The organism is Curtobacterium sp. MCBD17_035 (assembly GCF_003234815.2).
GTDB lineage: Bacteria > Actinomycetota > Actinomycetes > Actinomycetales > Microbacteriaceae > Curtobacterium.
In genome coordinates, this window is record NZ_CP126279.1 from 525,212 (window position 1) to 544,424 (window position 19,213).

A 19,213-nucleotide genomic window follows, 5' to 3' on the forward strand; every position below is an offset into this window, starting at 1 on the left:
GCCGTCTGCTGCGCCGGAGCCGCCTGCTGCGCCGGAGCCGCCTGCTGCCCCAGAGCCGCCTGCTGCGCCGGAGCCGCCTGCTGCGCCGGAGCCGCCTGCTGCCCCAGAACCGCCTGCTGCGCCGGAGCCCCCTGCCCGGGCGGTGTCCCATCCGAGCTCCCTGCAGCTGCCCACGGCACGGTCCACTCGGGATCAGCGCGCCGAGGAGATCCGCGCGATCGACGAGGAGCGCCGTCGGGTCGACCCGCACGGCACCGGCCGTGAGGACGTCGACTGGCTCGGTCGAGCGACGGGGGTGGCCCCGAGCCTCCCGTCGGAGCGCGACGACCTGATCCCGCCCGCGGCCGCACCGACGGAGCCGCCCGTCGCGGGCGTCCGCGCCCGGTTGCCCCGCGGCGAGGAGCGGCCGACCTTCACCGACCTGCTGCGCCTGCCGGGCGACGAGGCAGCGGGCGCCGGAACGTCCGACCACGACTCGCGCTTCGACTGGGCCGCGCTCGGTGGTGCCGACGACGAGGGCACGAACGCCGACCGCGACGCCGATGCCGGTGATGCCGACGGCGCTGACCGTGCTGGTGATGTCGACGCCGAGGCGAGCCGTGCCGCGGTCGTCGACGGACCTGCAGCTGCCCCTGCTGCCTCCGCTGCTCCCGTTCCTGCCGCTGCCGTCCCTGCCCCCGCAGCGGGCTCCCGGCCGACGCGTTGGTCCCTGTCGGACGACGATGCGGGATCGGACGCCGCCGAGGCGGGCTCCGCGCTGACCGCGCAGTCCGCGCACTCCGAGGTCACGGCGGCCATCCCGGCGCAGCACGACGCCCCCGAGGGCGTCCCTGCGGGATCCGACACCGCGGAGCCCGTCGTCGACACGGCAGACGCCGCCGAACGCGACACGGACGACTCCGGCGTCGACACCCCCACCGCTGCGCTGCCCTGGTGGGCGCAGCCCGAGACCGGCCCCGCAGTCGTGCCCGAGAGCCCCTCGCGCGCCGCCGATCCGCTTCCACCCACGGCCGCGCCGCCCCTGGTGTCGCCCGTGGACCCGGCCCACCCCGAGCAGGTCTACCCGGCCCACCTGCCTCCGGCCGTCGGCCAGGACCTCGACGCGTTGCTCGGCACCGACCGCTCGGCGCACGTGCCGGACGACGGCCGTCCCCGTCCCGAGCGACAGCCGGAGACGATCGCCTGGGCGCCCGAGACCGGCCCCGCGGACGTCCCCGAGACCGGCCCCGCGGACGTCGTCGACCAGACCGAGTGGGACGGCCGCGAGACCAGTGACACCCGGGCGATCAACGCGCTGTTCGGGACGGGCGCACTCCGTGCCGTCGACGGGGTCGAGGACGACGCTGCCCTCGGCGACGACCACGCCGACTCCGCCGCCGGGCGCGCGGGGGACACGGGCACGCGGATGATGCCCGTCGTCGGTGCTCCCGGTGCTCCTCCGACCGGCGCTCCTGGTGCCGCTCCGGCCGGCGCCGGTCCTTCCGCCGGCTCGGTGCTCCCGGGTCAGAGCGCTCGTGGTGCCGTGCCGGTCGGGCGTCGTGACGGCCGTGGCGACAACCTCCTCAACGAGGGCTTCGGGCGCCTCGCCGCGCAGGGTCGTCGGGGCAAGCAGCTGCTCGTGTACGGCGCGATCGCGATCATCATCGTGTTGCTCGTGCTCGTGTTCCTCGTCGTGCGGTGGATCCTCGGCGGCGACCCGCAGAACCAGCCGGCGCCGGCTCCGTCCTCCACGTCGTCGTCGAAGCCGTCACGGTCACCGGCAGCGGCGTCGTCCCGGACGGCGTCCTCGACGCCCGCGCCGGCTCCTTCGGCCGCGGCGGTGTTCGCCACCACGGCGGCGTCGGTGGGGCAGCACTCGTGGCGCGACCTCGCGGGCGGCGAGTGCTTGTCACCGTATGAGAACGCGTGGGCACAGACCTTCACGGTCGTCGACTGCTCGGCCGCCCACGCTGCGCAGATGACGTTCCGCGGCACGCTGACCCAGGCCGGCTACCCCGGGCCCGACGCATTACGCGGCCAGATGACCGAACTGTGCAGCGCGACCAGTGCGATCGACCTCGGCGCCGCGGCCGCCTACACGGACCTACAGGTCCAGGGCGCCTACCCGGCGGACCAGAGCGAGTGGAACGCGGGCGACCGCTACTACTACTGCTTCGCCTCGCGGTCGTCGGGACAGCCACTGACGAGTTCGCTCGCGCCCTCGGCCTGACCGCGGTCGCCGTCGCGCTGCCCCCGCGCGCCGGACGGGAGGCGCGGCACCCGCTCGCACCGACCCTCCGGACCTCCGACACGACGGACGGGAGGTGCGGCACCCGCTCGCACCGACCCTCCGGACGTTCGACACGACGGACGGGAGGTGCGGCACCCGCTCGCACCGACCCTCCGGACGTCCGACACGACGGACGGGAGGCGCGGCACCCGCTGGTACCGCGCCTCCCGTCCGTCGTCCGATCGGTCCCGGGTCAGGCGGGCACGGCGGCCGACGCGTCGGTGAGCGCGGCGATCTCGTCGGCCGTCAGCACGAGCTCGGCGGACCGGAGGAGCGCCGGCAGCTGCTCGAGATTCCGGGCGCTCGCGATCGGCGCGACGACGTCCGGTCGCGTCTGCAGCCAGGCGAGCGCGACCGACGCGATCGGGGCGTCGTGCGCCTCGGCGACCGAGGCGAGGGCGTCGACCACGCGCAACCCCTCGTCCGAGAAGTACCCCTCGAGCTGCCCCTGGCGGTCCTTGCCCGCGATGTCCTCGCGGGTGCGGTACTTGCCCGTCAGGAACCCGGCGGCGAGCGCGAAGTACGGCACGACGCCGAGGTGGGTCTCGTGCACGAACGGTGCGAGCTCGGCCTCGTACGGCTGCCGCTTGACGAGGTTGTAGTGCGGCTGGATCGCGACCGGCTCGGCGAGGCCGTTCTCCTGTGCGATCCGGATCCACTCGCGGGCGCGGTCGACGGAGTAGTTCGAGATCGCGGTGTAGCGGACGATGCCGTCCTTGACGAGCTGGTCGAACGCACGGACGGTCTCCTCGAGCGGGGTGTCCTGGTCGTCGAAGTGCGCGTAGTAGAGGTCGATGCGGTCGGTGCCGAGGCGCTGCAGCGAGGCACGGGCGGCCGCGGCGACGGTGTCCGCTGCGAGGCCCTGGTACTCCGGGTGCTGCGAGCCCTTCGTCGCGATCACGACGTCGTCGCGCTTGCCCGTCGCCGCGAGCCACGATCCGATGACGGTCTCGGACTCACCACCCGAGTTACCCGGGGCCCATGCCGAGTAGACGTCGGCGGTGTCGATGAAGTTCCCGCCGCCGTCGACGTACGCGCTGAGGACGTCGTGCGAGGTCTGCTCGTCCGCGGTCCAACCGAAGACGTTGCCGCCGAGGGCGAGGGGGAAGACGTGGAGGTCACTGGTGCCGATGCGGGTCATGCCGCGAGGCTATGCCTCGGGCCTCCGAGTCGCTCCGGGACCGGTACGGATCCTCAGCCGACGGAGATCGCGATGAGTCCGCCCACCCCGATCAGGTACAGCACGAGCACGACGAACGAGTCGATCCCCATGCCGATGATCCGCTTCTGCGGCCGGAACACGAGCCCGACCGCGTAGACGAGAGTGAGCAGCGCGGCGATCGCCGTCAGGTAGATGTCGCTCGCGTTCGCCTGCGGCAGCACCGCCTTGCCGCTGATCAGGGTCGCGACGAGGAACAGCACCGGCAGGAACGCGTTCCCGCCGAAGATGTCGCTGATCGCCAGGTTGTCATCGCCCTGCTTGACGGCCTGGAGGCCCGTGGAGATCTCCGGCAGGCTCGTCGCCAGGGCCAGGACGGTCGCGCCGAACAGCACGCCCGACAGGCCGATCTGCCCCGAGGCGGCATCGCCCGCCTGCTCCACCGCGACACCTGCGACGAGCGTCGCCGCGGCCGACACCGCGAAGACGATCGCGGCCTTCGCGGTGCTCATCGGCGGCGGCTTCGGCTTGGAGCGGCGGTGCCCGGTCGCGTGCGGCGAGCTGTCGGGGGCCGTGCCGTTGTCGTGCCACGGCAGGCTCTTGCTCGCCCGCTGAACGAGGAGCAGGCCGACGACCCAGATCGCGGCGATGAGGACCACGTCCGGGGTCAGCCGGGCGAACAGCAGGTTCGAGGGCAGCTGGCTCCCTGCGATGACGACCGCGAGCACGGCGACGACGACGATCGCCTCGAGCACGAGTCCGAGCGACGCGGCACGGTAGGTGATCGGCTTGACGCCCTTCCCGCGCTTGCCGAACGCGTCGATGATCATGATGACGACGGTCTGCAGCGCGATGCCGCCGAGGATGTTCCCGGCCGCGACCTCGATCGAGCCGGAGAACGCGGCGCTCACCGTGATCGCGATCTCGGGCAGGTTCGTCGCGAGGGCGAGCACGATGAGGCCCCCGAGCGCGCTCCCGAGGTGCAGGCGGTCGTCGAGCACGTCGGTGGTCTTCGACAGCTGGATGCCCGCCACCCAGATGACGGCGGACCCCGCCACGAACACGAGCACGAGCAGCCAGAACGGGAGGGACGCCATGGTCCCATCGAACCCTCCGGGAGCCGACGCGGTGCCGGAGCGGCGATGTACGCTCCCTGCAGGGCGCGCCCGGACGCCCGGAGCGGGGGAGCGGCGTGCGCGAACGGTCGACGGAGCGCAGGCGTCCGCGCGTCCCCCCGTCCCTCCTGGTCGGCATCGCGCCGGTCGTGGTGTTCGCGACGATCGAGGTCATCCGTGCCCGGCCCGGTGACGACTACGAGCGGGTCGGCCTGACGATCCCGAGCGTGGTCACCGCCCTGCTCGTGCCCGAGGCGATCGCCGCCGTCGCGCTCGCCCTCGTCGTGACCGGACTCGGTTGGTGGCGCATCGGCACGATCGACCTGCGTCGCGGAGCCCCCGGATGGGCGGCCGTCGCGCCGATCGTCATCCTCCTCATCGAGGCGGGGAGGCTCGCCACCGTCGCCTGGAACGGCCGCCCCCTCGCCTACTTCTTGCTGCTCGGACTGGCGACGCTGCTCGTCGGGTTCTTCGAGGAGACCATGGCCCGCGGCGTCCTGCTCGTCGGACTCCGTCGTCGCCTGCCGGAACTCTGGGTGTGGATGGTGTCCTCGGCGGTGTTCGGCTGCCTGCACCTGCTGAACGCCCTCGCCGGACAGGGCCTCGGGACCACGATCGAACAGGTGGTGTTCGCGGCCGCGTTCGGGTCCGTGCTGTACATCGCGCGGCGGCTCACCCGGACCCTGCTCGTGCCGATGCTGTTGCACGCGGTCTGGGACTTCGGCGTGATCGGTGCCGGAGCCGCGGGAACGAGTGTGCCGCTGCCCGTCGTCGGGTTCCTCGGGCTGCTGACCTTCGGGATCCTCGTGTTCGGCGTCGTCGCTGCCGCGTTCGTCGCGCTGCACACCGATCGGCCCCGGCGCCTCGCGCAGCGCTGGAAGCACGTTCCACCACGCTCGGCGTTCGAGGTCCCGGCGGCCGTCTCACCGCACGCCGCCGATGGGCCGCCGCCGTCGGGTCCGGTGTCCGAGGGGCCGCCGCCGTCGGGTCCCGCGTCCGACGCCGAGCCGGTGGTCCTGGGGTAGCTGTGACGGCCCTCCCCCGGGGCCGGGACGCGGAGGGAACCAACCCGAGCAGCCCCTACATCTCCACTTCGTACGGGGTCTGCGTCACGAGCTCGTGCACGCCCGACAGGATCTCGTTGGGACGGAACGGGTACCGCTCGACCTCGGACATGTCGCTGATGCCGCTCATCACCAGGATGGTGTGCAGCCCGGCCTCGATGCCCGCCACGATGTCGGTGTCCATCCGGTCGCCGATCATCCCCGTGTTCTCGGAGTGCGCCCCGATGCGGTTCATCGCCGAGCGGAACATCATCGGGTTCGGCTTGCCGACCACGTAGGGCTCCTTGCCCGTGGCCTTCGAGATCATCGCGGCGATGGCGCCCGTCGCGGGCAGGACGCCCTCGGCGCTCGGACCGGTGGCGTCCGGGTTCGTGACGATGAACCGGGCGCCGTCGCGGATGAGTCGCACGGCCTTCGTGATCGCCTCGAACGAGTAGTTCCGAGTCTCGCCGACGACGACGTAGTCGGGCGCGGTCTCGGTCATGATGAACCCGGCCTCGTGCAGGGCGGTCGTCATGCCGGCCTCACCGATCACGAACGCGGAACCGCCGGGCATCTGCGACGCGCAGAAGTCGGCCGTTGCCAGCGCCGAGGTCCAGATGCGGTCCTCCGGCACACTCAGACCGGACCGTCGGAGCCGCGCGCTGAGGTCACGCGGCGTGAAGATCGAGTTGTTCGTCAGCACGAGGAACGGCGTCCCGGTGTCGAGCCACTGCTGCACGAGTTCGGGCGCCCCGGGGAGCGCGTGGTTCTCGTGCACGAGCACGCCGTCCATGTCGGTGAGCCACGCCTCGACCTCGTCGCGCGATCCCATGCGTCCCTCTCGTCGGAGTCCGGTCCCGCCGCCCAGCGGGCCGCTTCACCATACCGTCGCAGCCTCGACCACCCGTCGGGCTCACGGCTGCCTGTGGGCGGAGTGCCAGCCCGGCCACGTGGTGAGGGATCGAGCACGCGGACCCGAGCCGCACCTCCCGGCCGCCCGCTCGGTGCGGGAACGCGCACGCGCACCGGACCCGTGCCTCCCGGCCGCCGTATCCTCGACTGGTGACCGACGACGCCCCGGCACCCGACGTCCCCGTCCGGCCGGGAGGCCCCGCTGCCGTCCCCGACGCAGTGCCGGCGCCCGCCCTCCCGCCGTCACACACGAGCACACCACCCACGGGGTCGGGCCCCACCCCCGACCGTGGCCCGACGACCCACGGCTCGACCCCGAGCTGCTGCAGCACGGCGACACCCGCAACGTCGTCGACCCCTACCGGTACTGGCGGATGGAGGCGATCGTCGCCGACCTCGACACCCGTCGGCACGGGTTCGACGTCGCGATCGAGAACTGGCAGCACGACCTCAACATCGGGTCGATCGTGCGGAGTGCGAACGCGTTCCTCGCCGGCACCGTGCACATCATCGGGCGGCGGCGCTGGAACCGACGAGGAGCGATGGTGACCGACCGGTACCAGCACGTGGTGCACCATCCCGACGTGGCGACGTTCCTCTCGGCGATGCGGGACGAGGGGCGACCGGTCGTCGCGATCGACAACCTGCCGGGCGCCGAGCCCATCGAGACCGCGGCCGTGCCCGAGCGGTGCGTGTTCCTGTTCGGGCAGGAGGGGTCGGGGCTCTCGCCCGAGGCCCTCGCCGGCGCGGACCGGTCCCTCGAGATCACGCAGTTCGGGTCGACCCGGAGCATCAACGCCTCGGCCGCGGCGGCGATCGTCATGCACGCGTGGATCGTGCAGCACGGGGTGTTGCCCGGCGCCGGGCGTCGACCGGCGGGCTGACCCGCGGCGCGGGGTTGCACCGCGCGAATGCACGTCGCACCGCTGAATGCCCCGGTTCAACGTCCCGCACCCGGTTCAACGTCCCGTACCCGGTTCAACGCCCCCCGTCCGCGGTTCGACACCGGGGGAGGGTGCAGCGGCGTCGGCGACAGCGCACCCGGCGATGACCGGCGCGTGCTCGCCTGGGCCGTGGTGGGCCTCCCGGCCGTAGTGTCGACGCATGGCGACGCTGCTCATCACCGGGGCCGCGGGACGCATCGGGTCGGCGCTGCGCCCGAGGCTCCTGGCGGCCGGACACTCCCTCGTGCTGTTCGACGCGCGCGAGCCCGACCCACCGGTGGGCGACGGGGAGCGCTTCGTGCCGGGGGAACTCGACGACCGCGCCGCGCTCGAGACCGCGATGATCGGCGTCGACACGGTCGTGCACCTCGCGGGCATCCCGACCGAGGCCGCCTGGGACGACATCGTCGCGACGAACATGACCGGGACCAAGGACGTGCTCGAGGTCGCCGCGGCGAACGGGGTGCTCCGCGTGCTGCTCGCGAGCTCGATCCACGCCGTCGGGTTCGTCGCCGAGGAGCACGACGCCCCGAGCAGTGTCCCCGGCGACCGGCTGCCCCGCCCGGACTCGTACTACGGGGTGTCGAAGGCCGTGATGGAACTCCTCGGGAGCCTGTTCGTCGACCGTTTCGAGATGTCGATCGTCTCGGCCCGGATCGCGGCGTTCGCGCCCGAGCGTCCGCACTCCCGACGGGCGCGGTGGGTGTGGACGTCCGCGGACGACCTCGCGCGCCTCGTCGAGGTCACCGTCGGGTTGACCGAGCCCGGGCACCACGTGGTGTGGGCGACCTCCCGGAACAGCGGCTCGCAGGTCGACCTGACGGCGGGGGAGCGGATCGGGTTCCGCCCGCTCGACGACGCGGCCGCGGTGCTGTCCGACGAGGAGTTCGCCGCGATGCCCGACGAGGAGATGCGGTGGCTCGGGGGGAGCATGGCGACGCAGCCCCTGGGCGAGCCGGCCCCCTGACCCGAGGCCCCGTGACCCGAGGCCCCGTCGCTCGGAGCCCCGGCCTACCCGATCAGGCTCGGCCGCAGGTCCCGCAGCGTCCGGAACCGACTCTGCCGCCCGGCCACGAGCGCGGTGACCACCAGTGCCCCGAGCAGCCAGCAAGCGAGCACGCCCGAGTCCGACCACGCAGCGGACACCGAGCCGCCGTACATGAGCTGCCGGATCGCGTCGACCGAGTAGCTCATCGGCAGGGCGAAGTGCAGTGCGGCGAGCGGCGCGGGCAGCGTCTGCCACGGGAAGGTCCCGCCCGCGGTGACGAGCTGGATGAGCATGAGCACGAGCCCGAGGAACTGCCCGACGGACCCGAGCAGCACGTTGAGCATCATGATGATCGCGGCGAAGGTGACCGACGCGAGGACCATCACGGCGATCGTGCCCGCGACGTGCTCCACGCCGAACCCCAGCGCGAACCGCACGATCGCGAACAGCGCGAGCATCTGCACGAGGCCGAGCAGCGCCGGGGTGAGCCAGGCGCCGAGCGTGATCGGCAGGGGCTTCCGGACGGCGGTGATCGCGCGGCGGGAGATCGGCCGCAGGATCAGGAACAGCGCGTACATGCCGATCCACGCCGCGAGCGAGATGAAGAACGGGGCGAGCCCCGCGCCGTACGTCCCGGCGTTGGCGATGTCCTGGTCGGCGACGCGCACCGGGTCCGAGATGACCGACGCCTGCGCGTTCCGGGTCGAGGCGTTCGATGCGGGGATGTCGTTCCGACCGGACTTGAGCGACGTGTGCAGCTCGACTGCGCCGGCGTGCAGGGTGTCGAGTCCGGACGCCAGGGACGTCGCGCCGGAATCGGCCGTGGCTGCCCCGGCGGCGAGGGACGACGCGCCCGAGGACAGGGTCGTGGCGCCCTTCGCCAGGGCCGATGCCCCGGAGGACACGGCCGCGGCGCCGCTGGAGACCTGGGCGGACCCGGAGGACAGCGTGCCGGCGCCGTCATCGAGCCGGGCGATGCCGTTCGTCAGCGTGGGGGTCGCGGTGGCGAGCGAGGCCGCGCCGGACGACACCTGGGCGGACCCGGAGGCGAGCTGGTCGAGCTGGGTGCGGAGCGTGGCGCTCTGCTGCTGCAGGCCGGTGATCTGCTGCTGCAGCGTGGAGTTCTGCAGCGCGGCGGCGATCGCGGCCTGCTGCGCGGGTGTCAGGGCGGCGTCGGCGGGCAGGGCGGCCTGGATCTGCGTCAGCAGGGTGGTGGGCGACAGCGCGGCCACGCCGTTCAACACGGGGTCGAACGTGGCGGCGAGCTGCTGGTTGCCGGCGGCGACCCGTGCGGCACCGGTCGCGAGTTGCTGCGTCGACGACGGCAGCGAGGCCGTCTGGGACCGGAGCTGGTCGAGCCCGGCGTCCAGGGACGCGGCGCCCGACGCGACCGAGGCCGAGCCGGAGGCCACCCGCGACGCGCCCGAGGCGAGCGCGGCGGTCTGCGACGGCAGGTCGGCGGTGCCCGACGCGAGTTGCGACGCCCCGGAGGAGAGCTTCCCCGTCCCCGCCGCGAGCTGCTGGGCGCCCGACTCGGCCGTCCCGAGACCGGACGCGAGTGACCCGCTGCCCCGGACGGCCGGCAGCAGGTTCGTCCGGATGTCCGCGAGCCCGACGAGCAGGGTCTTGGCGGCCCGCTTGCCGACCTGCTCGGAGACCGAGGTGCGCATGGTCTTGCCGGCCTGCTCCGCGATCGTCGACGCGAGGTACGAGTTGGCGTCGCTCGTCGTCATGACGAGCTCGGCGCGCTGCGGGTCGCTGTCCGAGGCGCTCGCGAGGTCCTGGGAGAACGCCGCGGGGATCGTGACCACGAAGTCGTAGCGGCCGGACTTGATGCCGGAGGTGGCGGCCGACGCCGACGTGACGGTCCAGTCGAACGAGCCGTCGCGGACGGTCTGCTTCGCCACCTGCTCGCCGTAGTCGACGTGGTGGCCGTCGACGGTCGCCCCGGTGTCGTTGACGACGAGCGCGGCGGGGACGTGGTCGAGCTTGGCGTACGGGTTCTGGTTCGCCCACAGGTACAGCCCGCCGTAGAGCAGCGGCACGATCATGAGCGCGATGAACGCGACGCGGGCGAGGGGGGTCGCGGTGAGCCGGCCGAGTTCGGCGCGGACGAGTGCTGGTGTGGTCACGAGCGGGTGCTCCCCTGGGTGGACGGTGCGGGTGCGGGTGCGGGTGCGGCTGGCGATGCGGCCGGGAGGGACGGTGCGCGTCCGTCGTGCGCCGTGCCTCCCGCTCGTGGCTGGCTCCGCTGCATGATGGCGGTGATGGTCTCGACGGCCGCCGCCGAGGCGATGACGAGGACGGCGATGCCGCGGTCGGCGACGTTCTGGAGGACCGCGAACCAGTCCGCCACGGACCCACCGTGGCGCTCGGGGGTGGTCACGACGAGTCCCTCGATGCCGTCGCGCAGCAGCGCGAGCTCGACGAGCAGGCGGATGCGCTGCGCGGTCGGGACGCGTTCGATCGGGGTGTCGGCCCACTCGGTCAGGTCGAGTTCGTCGAGCACGGTCGTGACGGCGTCGCGGCCGGCGTGGCGCCCGGCGAAGGCGAGTTCCTCGCGGACGATGCGCCGCACGGTCATGACGGCGAAGGGCTCGGCGACGGTCGGTGTGTCGACGAGGGCGACCGTCCGGCGGACGCGGTCCGGGTCCTCGACGCCGTCGACGAGCAGGCGGCCGGCGTCGGGCTGCATCCGGCCGCCGGCGACGAGCGACGCCACGACGGGGGTCTGCTCGGTCTCGACGGCGACGAGCCCCGGGCGACCGGGTTCGGCGACGGCGGACACCGGGGGCAGTGGGGCGCCGGGCCCGCTGCCGATCGCGAGGGCGTCGAGTTCGAGGATCATGCGGGCGGCTCCGGGGTGACGGGTCTGGATGCGGATGCGGATGCGGATGCGGGTGCGGGTGCGGGTGCGGGTGCGGCTGCGGCTGCGACAGTGGGTGTCCGCGGCGGGACGGTCTCGAGGACATGGAGGGAGGACCTCCAGTCCAGCCCTGCCATGCCGAGTGCGGACACGACGACCATGCGGTGCCCGTCGGCGGGACTCGTGCCGGCGCGTGTGGCCTCGTCGAGCACGGCGATGCAGGCGCCCTCGACCAGGCGCGCGAGCGACTCGACGGGCACGTCGTCGCGGAAGAGCCCGGCCCGGACGCCGTCGGCGCAGGCGTCGAGCACGGCGGCGCGGAGCGGGGCGAACACCGACGCGATGCGGTCGACCGAGGGTCCGTGCAGGGCGATCCGGGCCAGGGAGCGGACGTCGGCCACCTCGGCCCAGAGCGCGGCCGCGATGGTCGCGATGCGGACGTCGGGCAGGAGCGGTGCGAGCTCGGCCGCCGCGGGCATCGTGCCGAGGATCCGGCGCGCGCCGCCCGTGACGACCTCGTCGACCAGGTCATCACGGGTGGGGAAGTGTCCGTAGACCGCGCGGCGCGACAGGCCCGCCGCCGCGGCGATCGTCTCGATCGAACCGTCGGGGTCGGCCTGGAGGACCGTGCGGGCGGCGTCGACGAGCGCGGTCCGGTTCTCGGCTGCGTCGCGTCGCGGACTCCTCGAGGGCATGGGATCAGCCTACGAACGTGCACAGTGCTGTGCAACATCGGGGTGGCGGATCGCGATCGGCTGCGCGACGCGGCTCGGAGTTCGTTCTGCGACCCTCCGGAGACCTTGGCCCGCGTCTAGGGGATGCTCTGACGCAAAGGATGCGCAAGGTGGACAAGTAGTTAGACGGCCTAGTGTTTCGATGCGATGCTCGGCACATGACGAACCGGCGCAATCCCGAGGGGCCCCACGCGGTCGACGCGTTCCCCCCGACGCAACCCATCGACATGCGCCAACTCTTCCTCGACCAGGAGGCCATCAATGCTCGACCGTGAGACCCTCGCCAGCCTGCGCCAGAACCCCATCGAGTGGCGCCGCCGTGGCCTGACGCCGCCGGACGCCCTCGCCGCCATGGTCGAGGCCCGCGTCTCGGGCACGTCGAAGCTGCGCCGTCCGCTCGACCCGAGCTACGCGGACTTCTTCCAGGCCTGAGCGCCCCGCGGGTCCGTCCCGCGCTCGGCCCACGGCGGCACCCCTCCTGACCGGAGCGGGTGCCGTTGTCGTCCCGGGACCCGGCCGGGACGCGCGTTCGTCTCGTTCCCTGGACACGACGTGAACGCGCTCCGAGAGCCGGTGTTTCACTGGTCGGCAGGATGCAGGAGGAGCGATGAAGTACATCCACTACGACAGCACCTCGGTCATGACGGGGAGCGAGATCGCCGACGCCGTGATCGAGTACGCCGCGGCCCTCGGCGCGGCCGGTGGTACGGACACCGTGCACGTCCCGACCTTCGACGACCACGGATCGGTCGCGTACGCGACGCTGCTCATCGGACCCGCCAGCGAGATCGTCGTCGACGACGCCCCGGACGACGAGCTCGAGCCCGAAGACCCCGCGTTCGTCGAGCGGCTCCGTGAGGGTGCCCGGAAGCTGTCGGGCGCGACGCCGGTCCACGCCGACGGCACACCGGACTTCCGCGCTGGCGTCCCGCGCCCCGAGGGCGACTGAGGCACCGGCAGCAGGTCCGGACGGCGACGGAGCCACCGGCCCCGAGCCTCCCCGACGAGGCGGCACCCGTCCCCTGACGAGTCGGCACCCGGCCGCCCTGACGACGACGGCACCCGGTCCACAGGGAACGGGTGCCGTCGTCGTGTCGGTGGAGCGGAGTCAGTTGCCGATCTTGTCGTCGGCGGCCTGCTCGCCCTTCTCGATCTGGTCGGAGTGTCCGCCGCCCGTGGCCTTGTCGGCCGCGCCGGCCGCCTTGTCGAGGCCGGCGTCGGACGCCTTCTCGCCCTTGTCGCTGTCCGCGAAGTCCTTCGCCTTGTCGCCGAGGTCTGCCATGTCGTGCTCCTTCCGAGTGCTCCAGCCCGCCCGGGATCCACTGCCCCGGACGTCGGGTGCCCACGTTCCTCCCGGCTGCGGAGAGCGTTCCCAGCGTCTCCGCCGGTCATCGCGTTCACTGGGCTCGTGACCATCCACATCGGCATCAGCACGAAGCTCTACCTGTCGTACCGCCGGTCCCTCGACTGGCTCGGCCGCGTCACCGAGCTCGCTCGGGAGCACCCCGGCGTGGTCGACGGCCGCGTGGCGCTGTTCGTCGCGCCCTCCTCGCCGCTGCTCGAGTCCGCCGTCCGGCTCGCTGCGGGCACCCGGATCCGCGTCGCCGCGCAGGACGTCAGCCGCTACGCCGAGGGCGCCCACACCGGCGAGATCGGCGCGCCCCTGCTCGCCGAACTCGGGGTCACGATGGCCGAGATCGGGCATGCCGAGCGTCGCGCCGACGGTGAGACTGACGCGGTGGTCGCCGCCAAGGTCACCGTCGCCCAGGAGGCCGGGCTCACCCCGCTCCTGTGCGTCGGCGAGACGACGCGGTGCGACCCGCGGGAGGCCGCCGCGTGGTGCCTCGAGCAGGTCCGTGCCGCCACGACCGGACCGCTGATGATCGCGTACGAGCCGGTCTGGGCGATCGGTGCCGCGGAACCGGCCCCAGCGTCGCACGTCACGGCGACCGTCGACGCCCTGCGCGACGGACTGCCGGGAGCGCTCGCGGGCACGCCGGTCATCTACGGGGGGAGCGCGGGCCCGGGCTTGCTCGGACGGCTCCACCCGAGCGTGGACGGCCTGTTCCTCGGGCGCTTCGCCCACGATCCGGAGAACGTCCGCCGGGTCCTCGACGAGGCCGCGGCCCTCACCGCCTGAACCGCCGCTGCCCGATCCCGACGACCACGGCGATCAACCGCCTGCTCTCGACGACGCAGCTGTCGGACGACCCCTGGGACGTCGCTGCTCGCAGGTGTCCGCGCGGGGACGGTGCCGGAACGGCGCTGCCCGACACCCCGGGTAACGGGGACAGGAGGCCGATAGACTCGGGTGGACCACCGGCCGCTCGGTCGGGCCCGGTCCTCCGCAGACGTGAGGAGAACCACATGCCCGCAGTCGTGATCATCGGAGCCCAGTGGGGGGACGAGGGCAAGGGGAAGGCCACCGACCTCCTCGGCAGCCGCATCGACTACGTCGTCAAGTTCAACGGCGGCAACAACGCCGGCCACACGGTCGTGGTCGACGGACAGAAGTACGCCCTGCACCTGCTGCCCTCGGGCATCCTCACGCCGGGCGTCACGCCGGTCATCGGCAACGGCGTCGTCGTCGACCTCGAGGTCCTGTTCCAGGAGCTCGACGCGCTCCGGGCCCGCGGGGTCGACGTCTCGAAGCTGCGGGTGTCGGCGAACGCCCACGTCATCACGCACTACCACCGGACCATCGACAAGGTGACCGAGCGGTTCCTCGGCAAGCGGCAGATCGGCACGACCGGCCGGGGCATCGGGCCGACCTACGCCGACAAGATCAACCGCGTCGGCATCCGGATCCAGGACATCTTCGACGAGAACATCCTGCGGCAGAAGGTCGAGGCCGCGCTCGAGCAGAAGAACCACCTGCTGGTCAAGGTCTACAACCGCCGGGCGATCGAGGCGGAGGAGGTCGTCGAGTCGCTCCTGTCGTTCGCCGACCGGCTCCGCCCGATGGTGACCGACACGGCGCTCGAGATCCACCGGGCGCTCGAGCGCGGCGACACCGTCCTCTTCGAGGCGGGTCAGGCCACCATGCTCGATGTCGACCACGGCACGTACCCGTTCGTCACGTCGTCCTCCGCCACGGCGGGCGGCGCGGCCACTGGTTCCGGGATCGGTCCCGGCCGCATCGAACGCGTCATCGGCATCGTCAAGGCGTACACGACCCGGGTCGGCGCGGGCCCGTTCCCGACCGAGCTGTTCGACGAGTCGGGGGAGTTCCTCCGTGCGAACGGGTTCGAGTTCGGCACGACGACCGGACGGCCGCGCCGCTGCGGCTGGTACGACGCCCCGATCGCCCGGTACTCGGCCCGGATCAACGGCGTGACGGACTTCGTGCTCACGAAGCTCGACGTCCTGACGGGCCTCGAGACGATCCCGGTCTGTGTCGCGTACGAGGTCGACGGCAAGCGCATGGACGAGGTCCCGGTGTCGCAGTCGGACTTCCACCACGCCGTGCCCGTGTACCAGGAGTTCCCCGGCTGGTCCGAGGACATCTCGGGCGCGCGGAGCTTCGACGACCTGCCGAAGAACGCGCAGGACTACGTGCTCGCGGTCGAGGCGATGTCGGGCGCCCGCATCTCCGCGATCGGGGTCGGCCCCGGCCGTGACGCCATCGTCGTGCGCCACGACCTCCTCGGCACCGAGTAGCCGACGCCGCGGCGCCCCCTCCGGCCGGCGCCGGCGGCCGGGGCGCCGGCCGAGGCCGGTGGCGCCCCTTCTCTCCCGCGAGATCGCAGTCGTTGCCGGTACGACCCTGGTCGAAGCGGCAACGACTGCGATCTCGAGGTTCGGGGGAGCGGCCGGCCGCCCGGGCGTCAGCGGTAGCCAGCGGCGGCCGCGAACGCCGGCCATCGCGCGGGGGCGGCACCGGGGCGCCCGCGCTCCTGCGCGTCGATCTCGGCCGCCAGTGCTCGGATCGCCGTCACGTGCTCGGGCAGGATCAGGTCCCACGGGGCCGGGAGGCCCGGCTCGAGCAACGCGGACAGGCCCGCGTCCTCGGCGCGGTGCAGATCGCGGAGGACGGTGGCGAGGTGGACGTCACGGACGAGGCGGGCGGCACGGAGGTCCTCCAGGACGGCGTCGCACTCGGCTGCTGGGCGCGCGGTCCGGATCGCGCCGACGAGGCGTTCGAGCAGCGCGCGCTCGTTCCACAGCGCGGCTGACAGGTCTCCGGCGTGCACTCGTCCTCCTGACGGTCGGGGTGGGAGTCATTCGACCAGGTGTTCCCATCGATCACCAGGGGCCGGGGTGTCGGGAGTCGCAGGTGCCAGGGCCGCCTCGGTGTGACGCGTGTGTACCCCTGTACCCCAACGCGGGAGATAGCGGGAGTCATGCGTGACCCGTGAATCCGGGCCTCGCCTTGCCTGCTGCTCCGAGGATCCCGGGAGATCACGGGCTCGACTGGCGCGGTCGGACCCGTGGTTCGTACGGTGGAGGAGTACCGCAGACGTACCCCGAAGGAAAGCGAGGCCGCGACATGAGTATGACCATCTCCCACTCCGACGTCACCCTGGACACGGACACCGTGGACACCATCGCGATCCTCGAGGCGGAAGCCGCAGCCGCCGGCCAGGTGACCCGCGCGCAGATCACGTGGACCGAGGCGGACAAGGGCCTCTGGGTCGCGAGCTACGGCGGCTACTACGGCGGCACGGTCGACAAGCAGGGCGCCCACTACTTCGCGTCGGACACCTTCGGCCAGTACATCGGCGACTACGCCTCGCTCGAGGACGCCCAGGCCAAGCTCTCGGAGCACCTGCACCTCATGCTCCCGAACGTCATCCGTCCGATCCGCTGAGGTCCAGCGCGCCACGGTCGACGGCCCCGCGCCCCCGCTGCTCCGGCAGCGGGGGCGTTCGTCGTCCCGGCCGGTGGTGCGGTCGGCGGTCGCGCGGACGGGTGGTCCTGCGGTCGTGCGACCGCCCGTCCGCGGTCGGGCCGCAGTCGGATCGGCGCGTCAGGCGGGGGGCGCGGCGTCCACCGCGCCGACCTGCTCGAGCACGGCGTCGACGTCCGTCACGCCGACCCCGGCCAGGAGGTCCGCCCACAGCGCCCGGAGTGCCGCTTCGGTGTCGATGGCCTGGAGTCCGCGGCTCTCGGCGTCGAACACACCGAAGCTCGCGTTGAGCAGCCGTCGCGCGAGTTCCTCGGCGGGGCGGTCGGACGGGATCCGTCCGGCGTCGATGTCGATCTGGAACTGTTCAGCCACGTACGCCCGCCACGGCACCGTCGAGCGCGGCAGGGTGATCCCGTTCGCACGCTGGTCGGCCAGGAGGCGCACTGCGGCGAGTGCGCTCGGGTGCTCGCGCGCGTCGAGCGCCGCCGTCATGAGGAGGCGCAGCAACCGGCCGAGTCCGGGCGGCGTCGCCTGCTCGACCTCCGCCCGCATCGAGGCCCACGTCTCCTGCTGCTGCCGGACGATCGCCTCGGCGATCTGCTGCTTCGAAGCGAACTGGTGGTGCCCCACGGCTGACTTCGGCTTGCCCATGGCCGCTGCGATGCTCGCGATGCTCGTGCCGGCGTAGCCCCGGGTCGCGAACTCCGTCGCGGCGGCGCGCAGGATCGCGGCACGGGTGTTCGCCTTCTGCTCCTGACGGTGGTTGGTCGTCGATCGCTGGTCGTGCATCGCATCACCGTATCCGGATCGGGGAGCAGGGCGGCGAGCAGAGCGGCGAGGACCCTGCGGCACCGCCCGGCCGCCACCGGCCGGTTCGCCAGACGAACGACTTGTGGAACGTGTCCGAACCAGGCAACATGTGTCGCACCTCGCTCCGCGCCGGTTTCGGGTCTGCGCGCGGGGTAGAGGACACCCGTCCGGGGCGGTGGTCGAGGAGCGCTTCCCGGTTCCTCGTTGGAGTACCACGGTGTCGCCGCTCCGGACGAGGTGGTCGGGGACCAGGGGGAATCGATCCATGCCGGACGAGACACAGCCGACGAGCGATGGCGGGCAGCCGCGGCCCCACGTCGAGACGTTCCACCAGCTCCACGACGGCACGCCGATCCTGCTCGCCTGCTTCTGCGAGCGCGGCGAGGACCACGTGACGGTGCCGGCGGGTGATGGGCTGGTCCCGCAGCCGCACTGGCGGGCGCCGCGTCGCCCCGTCCGCACTAGCCCCTGAGCCCGTCTCGGGTTATTCTTCGGCTACCCGAAATCCCGAATCCGCTTGGTTCCTACCCGAAAGGCCACCATGCAACCCGTCTACAACCGCGCCCAGAATCGCTACTCCCGTACGCAGATCCGGCACATGCAGCACACCGCGCAGCGCGACCGCTACGGCCGCTTCCGCGCGACCTGGCACCAGTGGGCCACGCTCGGCGTCGTCACGGCGTCGTCGGTCTCACTCGTGTGGCTGGCGTACGAGCACGTGCACCCGGTCATCCACTGATCGAGCGCCCATGCTCACCGCATCGCGGTCGTGCTCACCGAGGCCAGGTGAGCGCGACCGCGATCGCGTTGAACAGGACGTGCGCCAGGATCGCGCCGCCGAGTCGCTTGGTGACGGCGACGAACGTCCCGAGCAGCAGCCCGAGGACGAACGTGCTCACGAAGGTGACGAACGCCCCCTCGACCGTGGTGTTCGCCACGAGGACGTGCATCGCGGCGAACAGCACCGCGGCACCCACGACGCCCAGGACGGTCGCGAGCCGGAGGTTGCTCCGTCGGTCGTCCTCGCCGCCGATCCGATCGGCGAGCAGTGGCTGCAGTGTGCCGCGGAAGAACAGCTCCTCGATCACGGGCGACAGGATGCACGGACCGAGCACCGTGAGCGTGAGCACCGCGACCTGGACCCCGCCGCCGAGCACCGGCTGCGGGCTGAGCCCCGTGCTGTCGAACATCGCCAGGTTGAGGAACCCGTCCACGGCCCGCGCCAGGCAGGCGATCGCGATGGCGGGGAAGACGTCGAACACGCTGATCCGGAGGCCCAGGCGATCGACGACCGAGGTCGCGCCGCGGTCGCGCAGGTACCAGAGCACCCCCAGAACGAGGGGCACCCACGACGCCAGGTCCGACAGCAGGAGCTGCACGGGAGCGCTCGGCACCGACCCCCGCTGCACGGCGCTGCTCACGATCCGCTCGAGCACGATCACGATGACCAGCGCGATCCCGAGGGGCAGGAGACTCCGGCGACGCGGCGGAGCGATCGTCGGTTCTTCGGCGCTCATGCAC

The 19,213-nt window shown here is 72.6% G+C and carries 20 protein-coding genes and 1 pseudogene; 11 read left to right on the forward strand and 10 right to left on the reverse strand.

Annotation, left to right across the window (positions count from 1 at the left end; all coding sequences use genetic code 11):
• Window positions 1-142: 142 nt before the first annotated feature.
• Window positions 143-2,209 carry a septum formation family protein gene (locus DEI93_RS02550; RefSeq protein ID WP_111119716.1) on the forward strand — a complete coding sequence of 689 codons (2,067 nt, stop codon included), beginning with the start codon at window positions 143-145 and terminating at the stop codon, window positions 2,207-2,209.
• Window positions 2,210-2,462: 253 nt separating this feature from the next.
• Here the strand turns inward: DEI93_RS02550 and DEI93_RS02555 are convergent, their stop codons facing one another.
• Window positions 2,463-3,410 carry an aldo/keto reductase gene (locus tag DEI93_RS02555; RefSeq protein ID WP_111119717.1) on the reverse strand — a complete coding sequence of 316 codons (948 nt, stop codon included), beginning with the start codon at window positions 3,408-3,410 and terminating at the stop codon, window positions 2,463-2,465.
• Window positions 3,411-3,463: 53 nt separating this feature from the next.
• Entirely contained in the window at window positions 3,464-4,525 is a 1,062-nt protein-coding gene (locus tag DEI93_RS02560) for a sodium:calcium antiporter (RefSeq protein ID WP_111119718.1), read from the reverse strand.
• Between the two features lie 95 nt (window positions 4,526-4,620).
• Here DEI93_RS02560 and DEI93_RS02565 point away from each other — a divergent pair, with 95 nt between their 5' ends.
• Window positions 4,621-5,568 carry a CPBP family intramembrane glutamic endopeptidase gene (locus DEI93_RS02565; protein ID WP_181436029.1) on the forward strand — a complete coding sequence of 316 codons (948 nt, stop codon included), beginning with the start codon at window positions 4,621-4,623 and terminating at the stop codon, window positions 5,566-5,568.
• Window positions 5,569-5,623: 55 nt separating this feature from the next.
• On the opposite strand, the gene DEI93_RS02570 is transcribed toward DEI93_RS02565, so the two are convergent.
• Window positions 5,624-6,421, reverse strand: a complete 798-nt coding sequence (locus DEI93_RS02570) for an HAD-IIA family hydrolase (protein ID WP_111012270.1) — start codon at window positions 6,419-6,421, stop codon at window positions 5,624-5,626.
• Between the two features lie 319 nt (window positions 6,422-6,740).
• Here DEI93_RS02570 and DEI93_RS02575 point away from each other — a divergent pair.
• Window positions 6,741-7,385 (forward strand): annotated as a pseudogene (locus tag DEI93_RS02575) (TrmH family RNA methyltransferase); the annotation flags it as partial.
• Window positions 7,386-7,605: 220 nt separating this feature from the next.
• Entirely contained in the window at window positions 7,606-8,412 is an 807-nt protein-coding gene (locus DEI93_RS02580; protein ID WP_111119720.1) for an NAD-dependent epimerase/dehydratase family protein, read from the forward strand.
• A gap of 44 nt (window positions 8,413-8,456) precedes the next feature.
• On the opposite strand, the gene DEI93_RS02585 is transcribed toward DEI93_RS02580, so the two are convergent.
• Genes DEI93_RS02585 through DEI93_RS02595 form a run of 3 tightly spaced genes read right to left on the reverse strand, consistent with a single transcriptional unit; the run spans window position 8,457 to window position 11,994 of the window.
• A complete protein-coding gene (locus tag DEI93_RS02585; protein WP_146244399.1) occupies window positions 8,457-10,565 on the reverse strand; it encodes a YhgE/Pip domain-containing protein in 2,109 nt (702 codons plus the stop codon).
• Entirely contained in the window at window positions 10,562-11,281 is a 720-nt protein-coding gene (locus DEI93_RS02590; RefSeq protein WP_146244400.1) for a P-loop NTPase family protein, read from the reverse strand. Before DEI93_RS02590 ends, DEI93_RS02585 begins: the two co-directional genes overlap by 4 nt.
• A complete protein-coding gene (locus DEI93_RS02595; RefSeq protein ID WP_111119722.1) occupies window positions 11,278-11,994 on the reverse strand; it encodes a TetR/AcrR family transcriptional regulator in 717 nt (238 codons plus the stop codon). The genes DEI93_RS02590 and DEI93_RS02595 overlap by 4 nt, the downstream gene beginning before the upstream one ends.
• Before the next feature lie 300 nt (window positions 11,995-12,294).
• On the opposite strand from DEI93_RS02595, the gene DEI93_RS02600 reads away from it, so the two are divergent.
• Window positions 12,295-12,465, forward strand: a complete 171-nt coding sequence (locus DEI93_RS02600; protein ID WP_181434603.1) for a hypothetical protein — start codon at window positions 12,295-12,297, stop codon at window positions 12,463-12,465.
• A 175-nt stretch (window positions 12,466-12,640) separates the two neighbouring features.
• Window positions 12,641-12,982 carry a hypothetical protein gene (locus DEI93_RS02605; protein WP_111119723.1) on the forward strand — a complete coding sequence of 114 codons (342 nt, stop codon included), beginning with the start codon at window positions 12,641-12,643 and terminating at the stop codon, window positions 12,980-12,982.
• A gap of 159 nt (window positions 12,983-13,141) precedes the next feature.
• On the opposite strand, the gene DEI93_RS02610 is transcribed toward DEI93_RS02605, so the two are convergent.
• Window positions 13,142-13,315, reverse strand: a complete 174-nt coding sequence (locus DEI93_RS02610; RefSeq protein WP_111011321.1) for an Rv0909 family putative TA system antitoxin — start codon at window positions 13,313-13,315, stop codon at window positions 13,142-13,144.
• A gap of 126 nt (window positions 13,316-13,441) precedes the next feature.
• Between DEI93_RS02610 and DEI93_RS02615 the strand changes: the two genes are divergently transcribed.
• Together DEI93_RS02615 and DEI93_RS02620 are read left to right on the forward strand one after the other, a co-directional pair.
• A complete protein-coding gene (locus DEI93_RS02615) occupies window positions 13,442-14,173 on the forward strand; it encodes a triose-phosphate isomerase family protein (protein WP_220037875.1) in 732 nt (243 codons plus the stop codon).
• Window positions 14,174-14,400: 227 nt separating this feature from the next.
• The gene (locus tag DEI93_RS02620; protein ID WP_111119724.1) at window positions 14,401-15,693 is read left to right on the forward strand and encodes an adenylosuccinate synthase; all 1,293 of its coding nucleotides are present in this window, start codon (window positions 14,401-14,403) and stop codon (window positions 15,691-15,693) included.
• A 167-nt stretch (window positions 15,694-15,860) separates the two neighbouring features.
• On the opposite strand, the gene DEI93_RS02625 is transcribed toward DEI93_RS02620, so the two are convergent.
• Window positions 15,861-16,226 carry a hypothetical protein gene (locus tag DEI93_RS02625; RefSeq protein ID WP_111119725.1) on the reverse strand — a complete coding sequence of 122 codons (366 nt, stop codon included), beginning with the start codon at window positions 16,224-16,226 and terminating at the stop codon, window positions 15,861-15,863.
• A 296-nt stretch (window positions 16,227-16,522) separates the two neighbouring features.
• Between DEI93_RS02625 and DEI93_RS02630 the strand changes: the two genes are divergently transcribed.
• A complete protein-coding gene (locus DEI93_RS02630) occupies window positions 16,523-16,843 on the forward strand; it encodes a hypothetical protein (protein WP_111011314.1) in 321 nt (106 codons plus the stop codon).
• Between the two features lie 159 nt (window positions 16,844-17,002).
• Here the strand turns inward: DEI93_RS02630 and DEI93_RS02635 are convergent, their stop codons facing one another.
• Complete coding sequence (locus tag DEI93_RS02635; RefSeq protein ID WP_181434605.1) at window positions 17,003-17,671, reverse strand: TetR family transcriptional regulator; 669 nt, start codon at window positions 17,669-17,671, stop codon at window positions 17,003-17,005.
• 286 nt (window positions 17,672-17,957) lie between these two features.
• Here DEI93_RS02635 and DEI93_RS02640 point away from each other — a divergent pair, with 286 nt between their 5' ends.
• Both DEI93_RS02640 and DEI93_RS02645 read left to right on the forward strand, forming a co-directional pair.
• Window positions 17,958-18,164 carry a hypothetical protein gene (locus tag DEI93_RS02640; RefSeq protein WP_111011312.1) on the forward strand — a complete coding sequence of 69 codons (207 nt, stop codon included), beginning with the start codon at window positions 17,958-17,960 and terminating at the stop codon, window positions 18,162-18,164.
• A 69-nt stretch (window positions 18,165-18,233) separates the two neighbouring features.
• Window positions 18,234-18,431 carry a hypothetical protein gene (locus DEI93_RS02645; RefSeq protein WP_111011311.1) on the forward strand — a complete coding sequence of 66 codons (198 nt, stop codon included), beginning with the start codon at window positions 18,234-18,236 and terminating at the stop codon, window positions 18,429-18,431.
• Between the two features lie 34 nt (window positions 18,432-18,465).
• Here the strand turns inward: DEI93_RS02645 and DEI93_RS02650 are convergent, their stop codons facing one another.
• On the reverse strand, window positions 18,466-19,209 hold the full coding sequence (locus tag DEI93_RS02650) for a CPBP family intramembrane glutamic endopeptidase (protein WP_181436030.1): 744 nt from the start codon (window positions 19,207-19,209) through the stop codon (window positions 18,466-18,468).
• Window positions 19,210-19,213 lie beyond the last annotated feature (4 nt).

Coding starts and splice junctions, on each gene's coding strand:
- DEI93_RS02555 (WP_111119717.1), bottom strand. CDS start 3,410: ATGACCCGCATCGGCACCAGTGACCTCCACGTCTTCCCCCTCGCCCTC.
- DEI93_RS02560 (WP_111119718.1), bottom strand. CDS start 4,525: ATGGCGTCCCTCCCGTTCTGGCTGCTCGTGCTCGTGTTCGTGGCGGGG.
- DEI93_RS02570 (WP_111012270.1), bottom strand. CDS start 6,421: ATGGGATCGCGCGACGAGGTCGAGGCGTGGCTCACCGACATGGACGGC.
- DEI93_RS02580 (WP_111119720.1), top strand. CDS start 7,606: ATGGCGACGCTGCTCATCACCGGGGCCGCGGGACGCATCGGGTCGGCG.
- DEI93_RS02590 (WP_146244400.1), bottom strand. CDS start 11,281: ATGATCCTCGAACTCGACGCCCTCGCGATCGGCAGCGGGCCCGGCGCC.
- DEI93_RS02595 (WP_111119722.1), bottom strand. CDS start 11,994: ATGCCCTCGAGGAGTCCGCGACGCGACGCAGCCGAGAACCGGACCGCG.
- DEI93_RS02600 (WP_181434603.1), top strand. CDS start 12,295: ATGCTCGACCGTGAGACCCTCGCCAGCCTGCGCCAGAACCCCATCGAG.
- DEI93_RS02605 (WP_111119723.1), top strand. CDS start 12,641: ATGAAGTACATCCACTACGACAGCACCTCGGTCATGACGGGGAGCGAG.
- DEI93_RS02610 (WP_111011321.1), bottom strand. CDS start 13,315: ATGGCAGACCTCGGCGACAAGGCGAAGGACTTCGCGGACAGCGACAAG.
- DEI93_RS02620 (WP_111119724.1), top strand. CDS start 14,401: ATGCCCGCAGTCGTGATCATCGGAGCCCAGTGGGGGGACGAGGGCAAG.
- DEI93_RS02630 (WP_111011314.1), top strand. CDS start 16,523: ATGAGTATGACCATCTCCCACTCCGACGTCACCCTGGACACGGACACC.
- DEI93_RS02635 (WP_181434605.1), bottom strand. CDS start 17,671: ATGCACGACCAGCGATCGACGACCAACCACCGTCAGGAGCAGAAGGCG.
- DEI93_RS02640 (WP_111011312.1), top strand. CDS start 17,958: ATGCCGGACGAGACACAGCCGACGAGCGATGGCGGGCAGCCGCGGCCC.
- DEI93_RS02645 (WP_111011311.1), top strand. CDS start 18,234: ATGCAACCCGTCTACAACCGCGCCCAGAATCGCTACTCCCGTACGCAG.
- DEI93_RS02650 (WP_181436030.1), bottom strand. CDS start 19,209: ATGAGCGCCGAAGAACCGACGATCGCTCCGCCGCGTCGCCGGAGTCTC.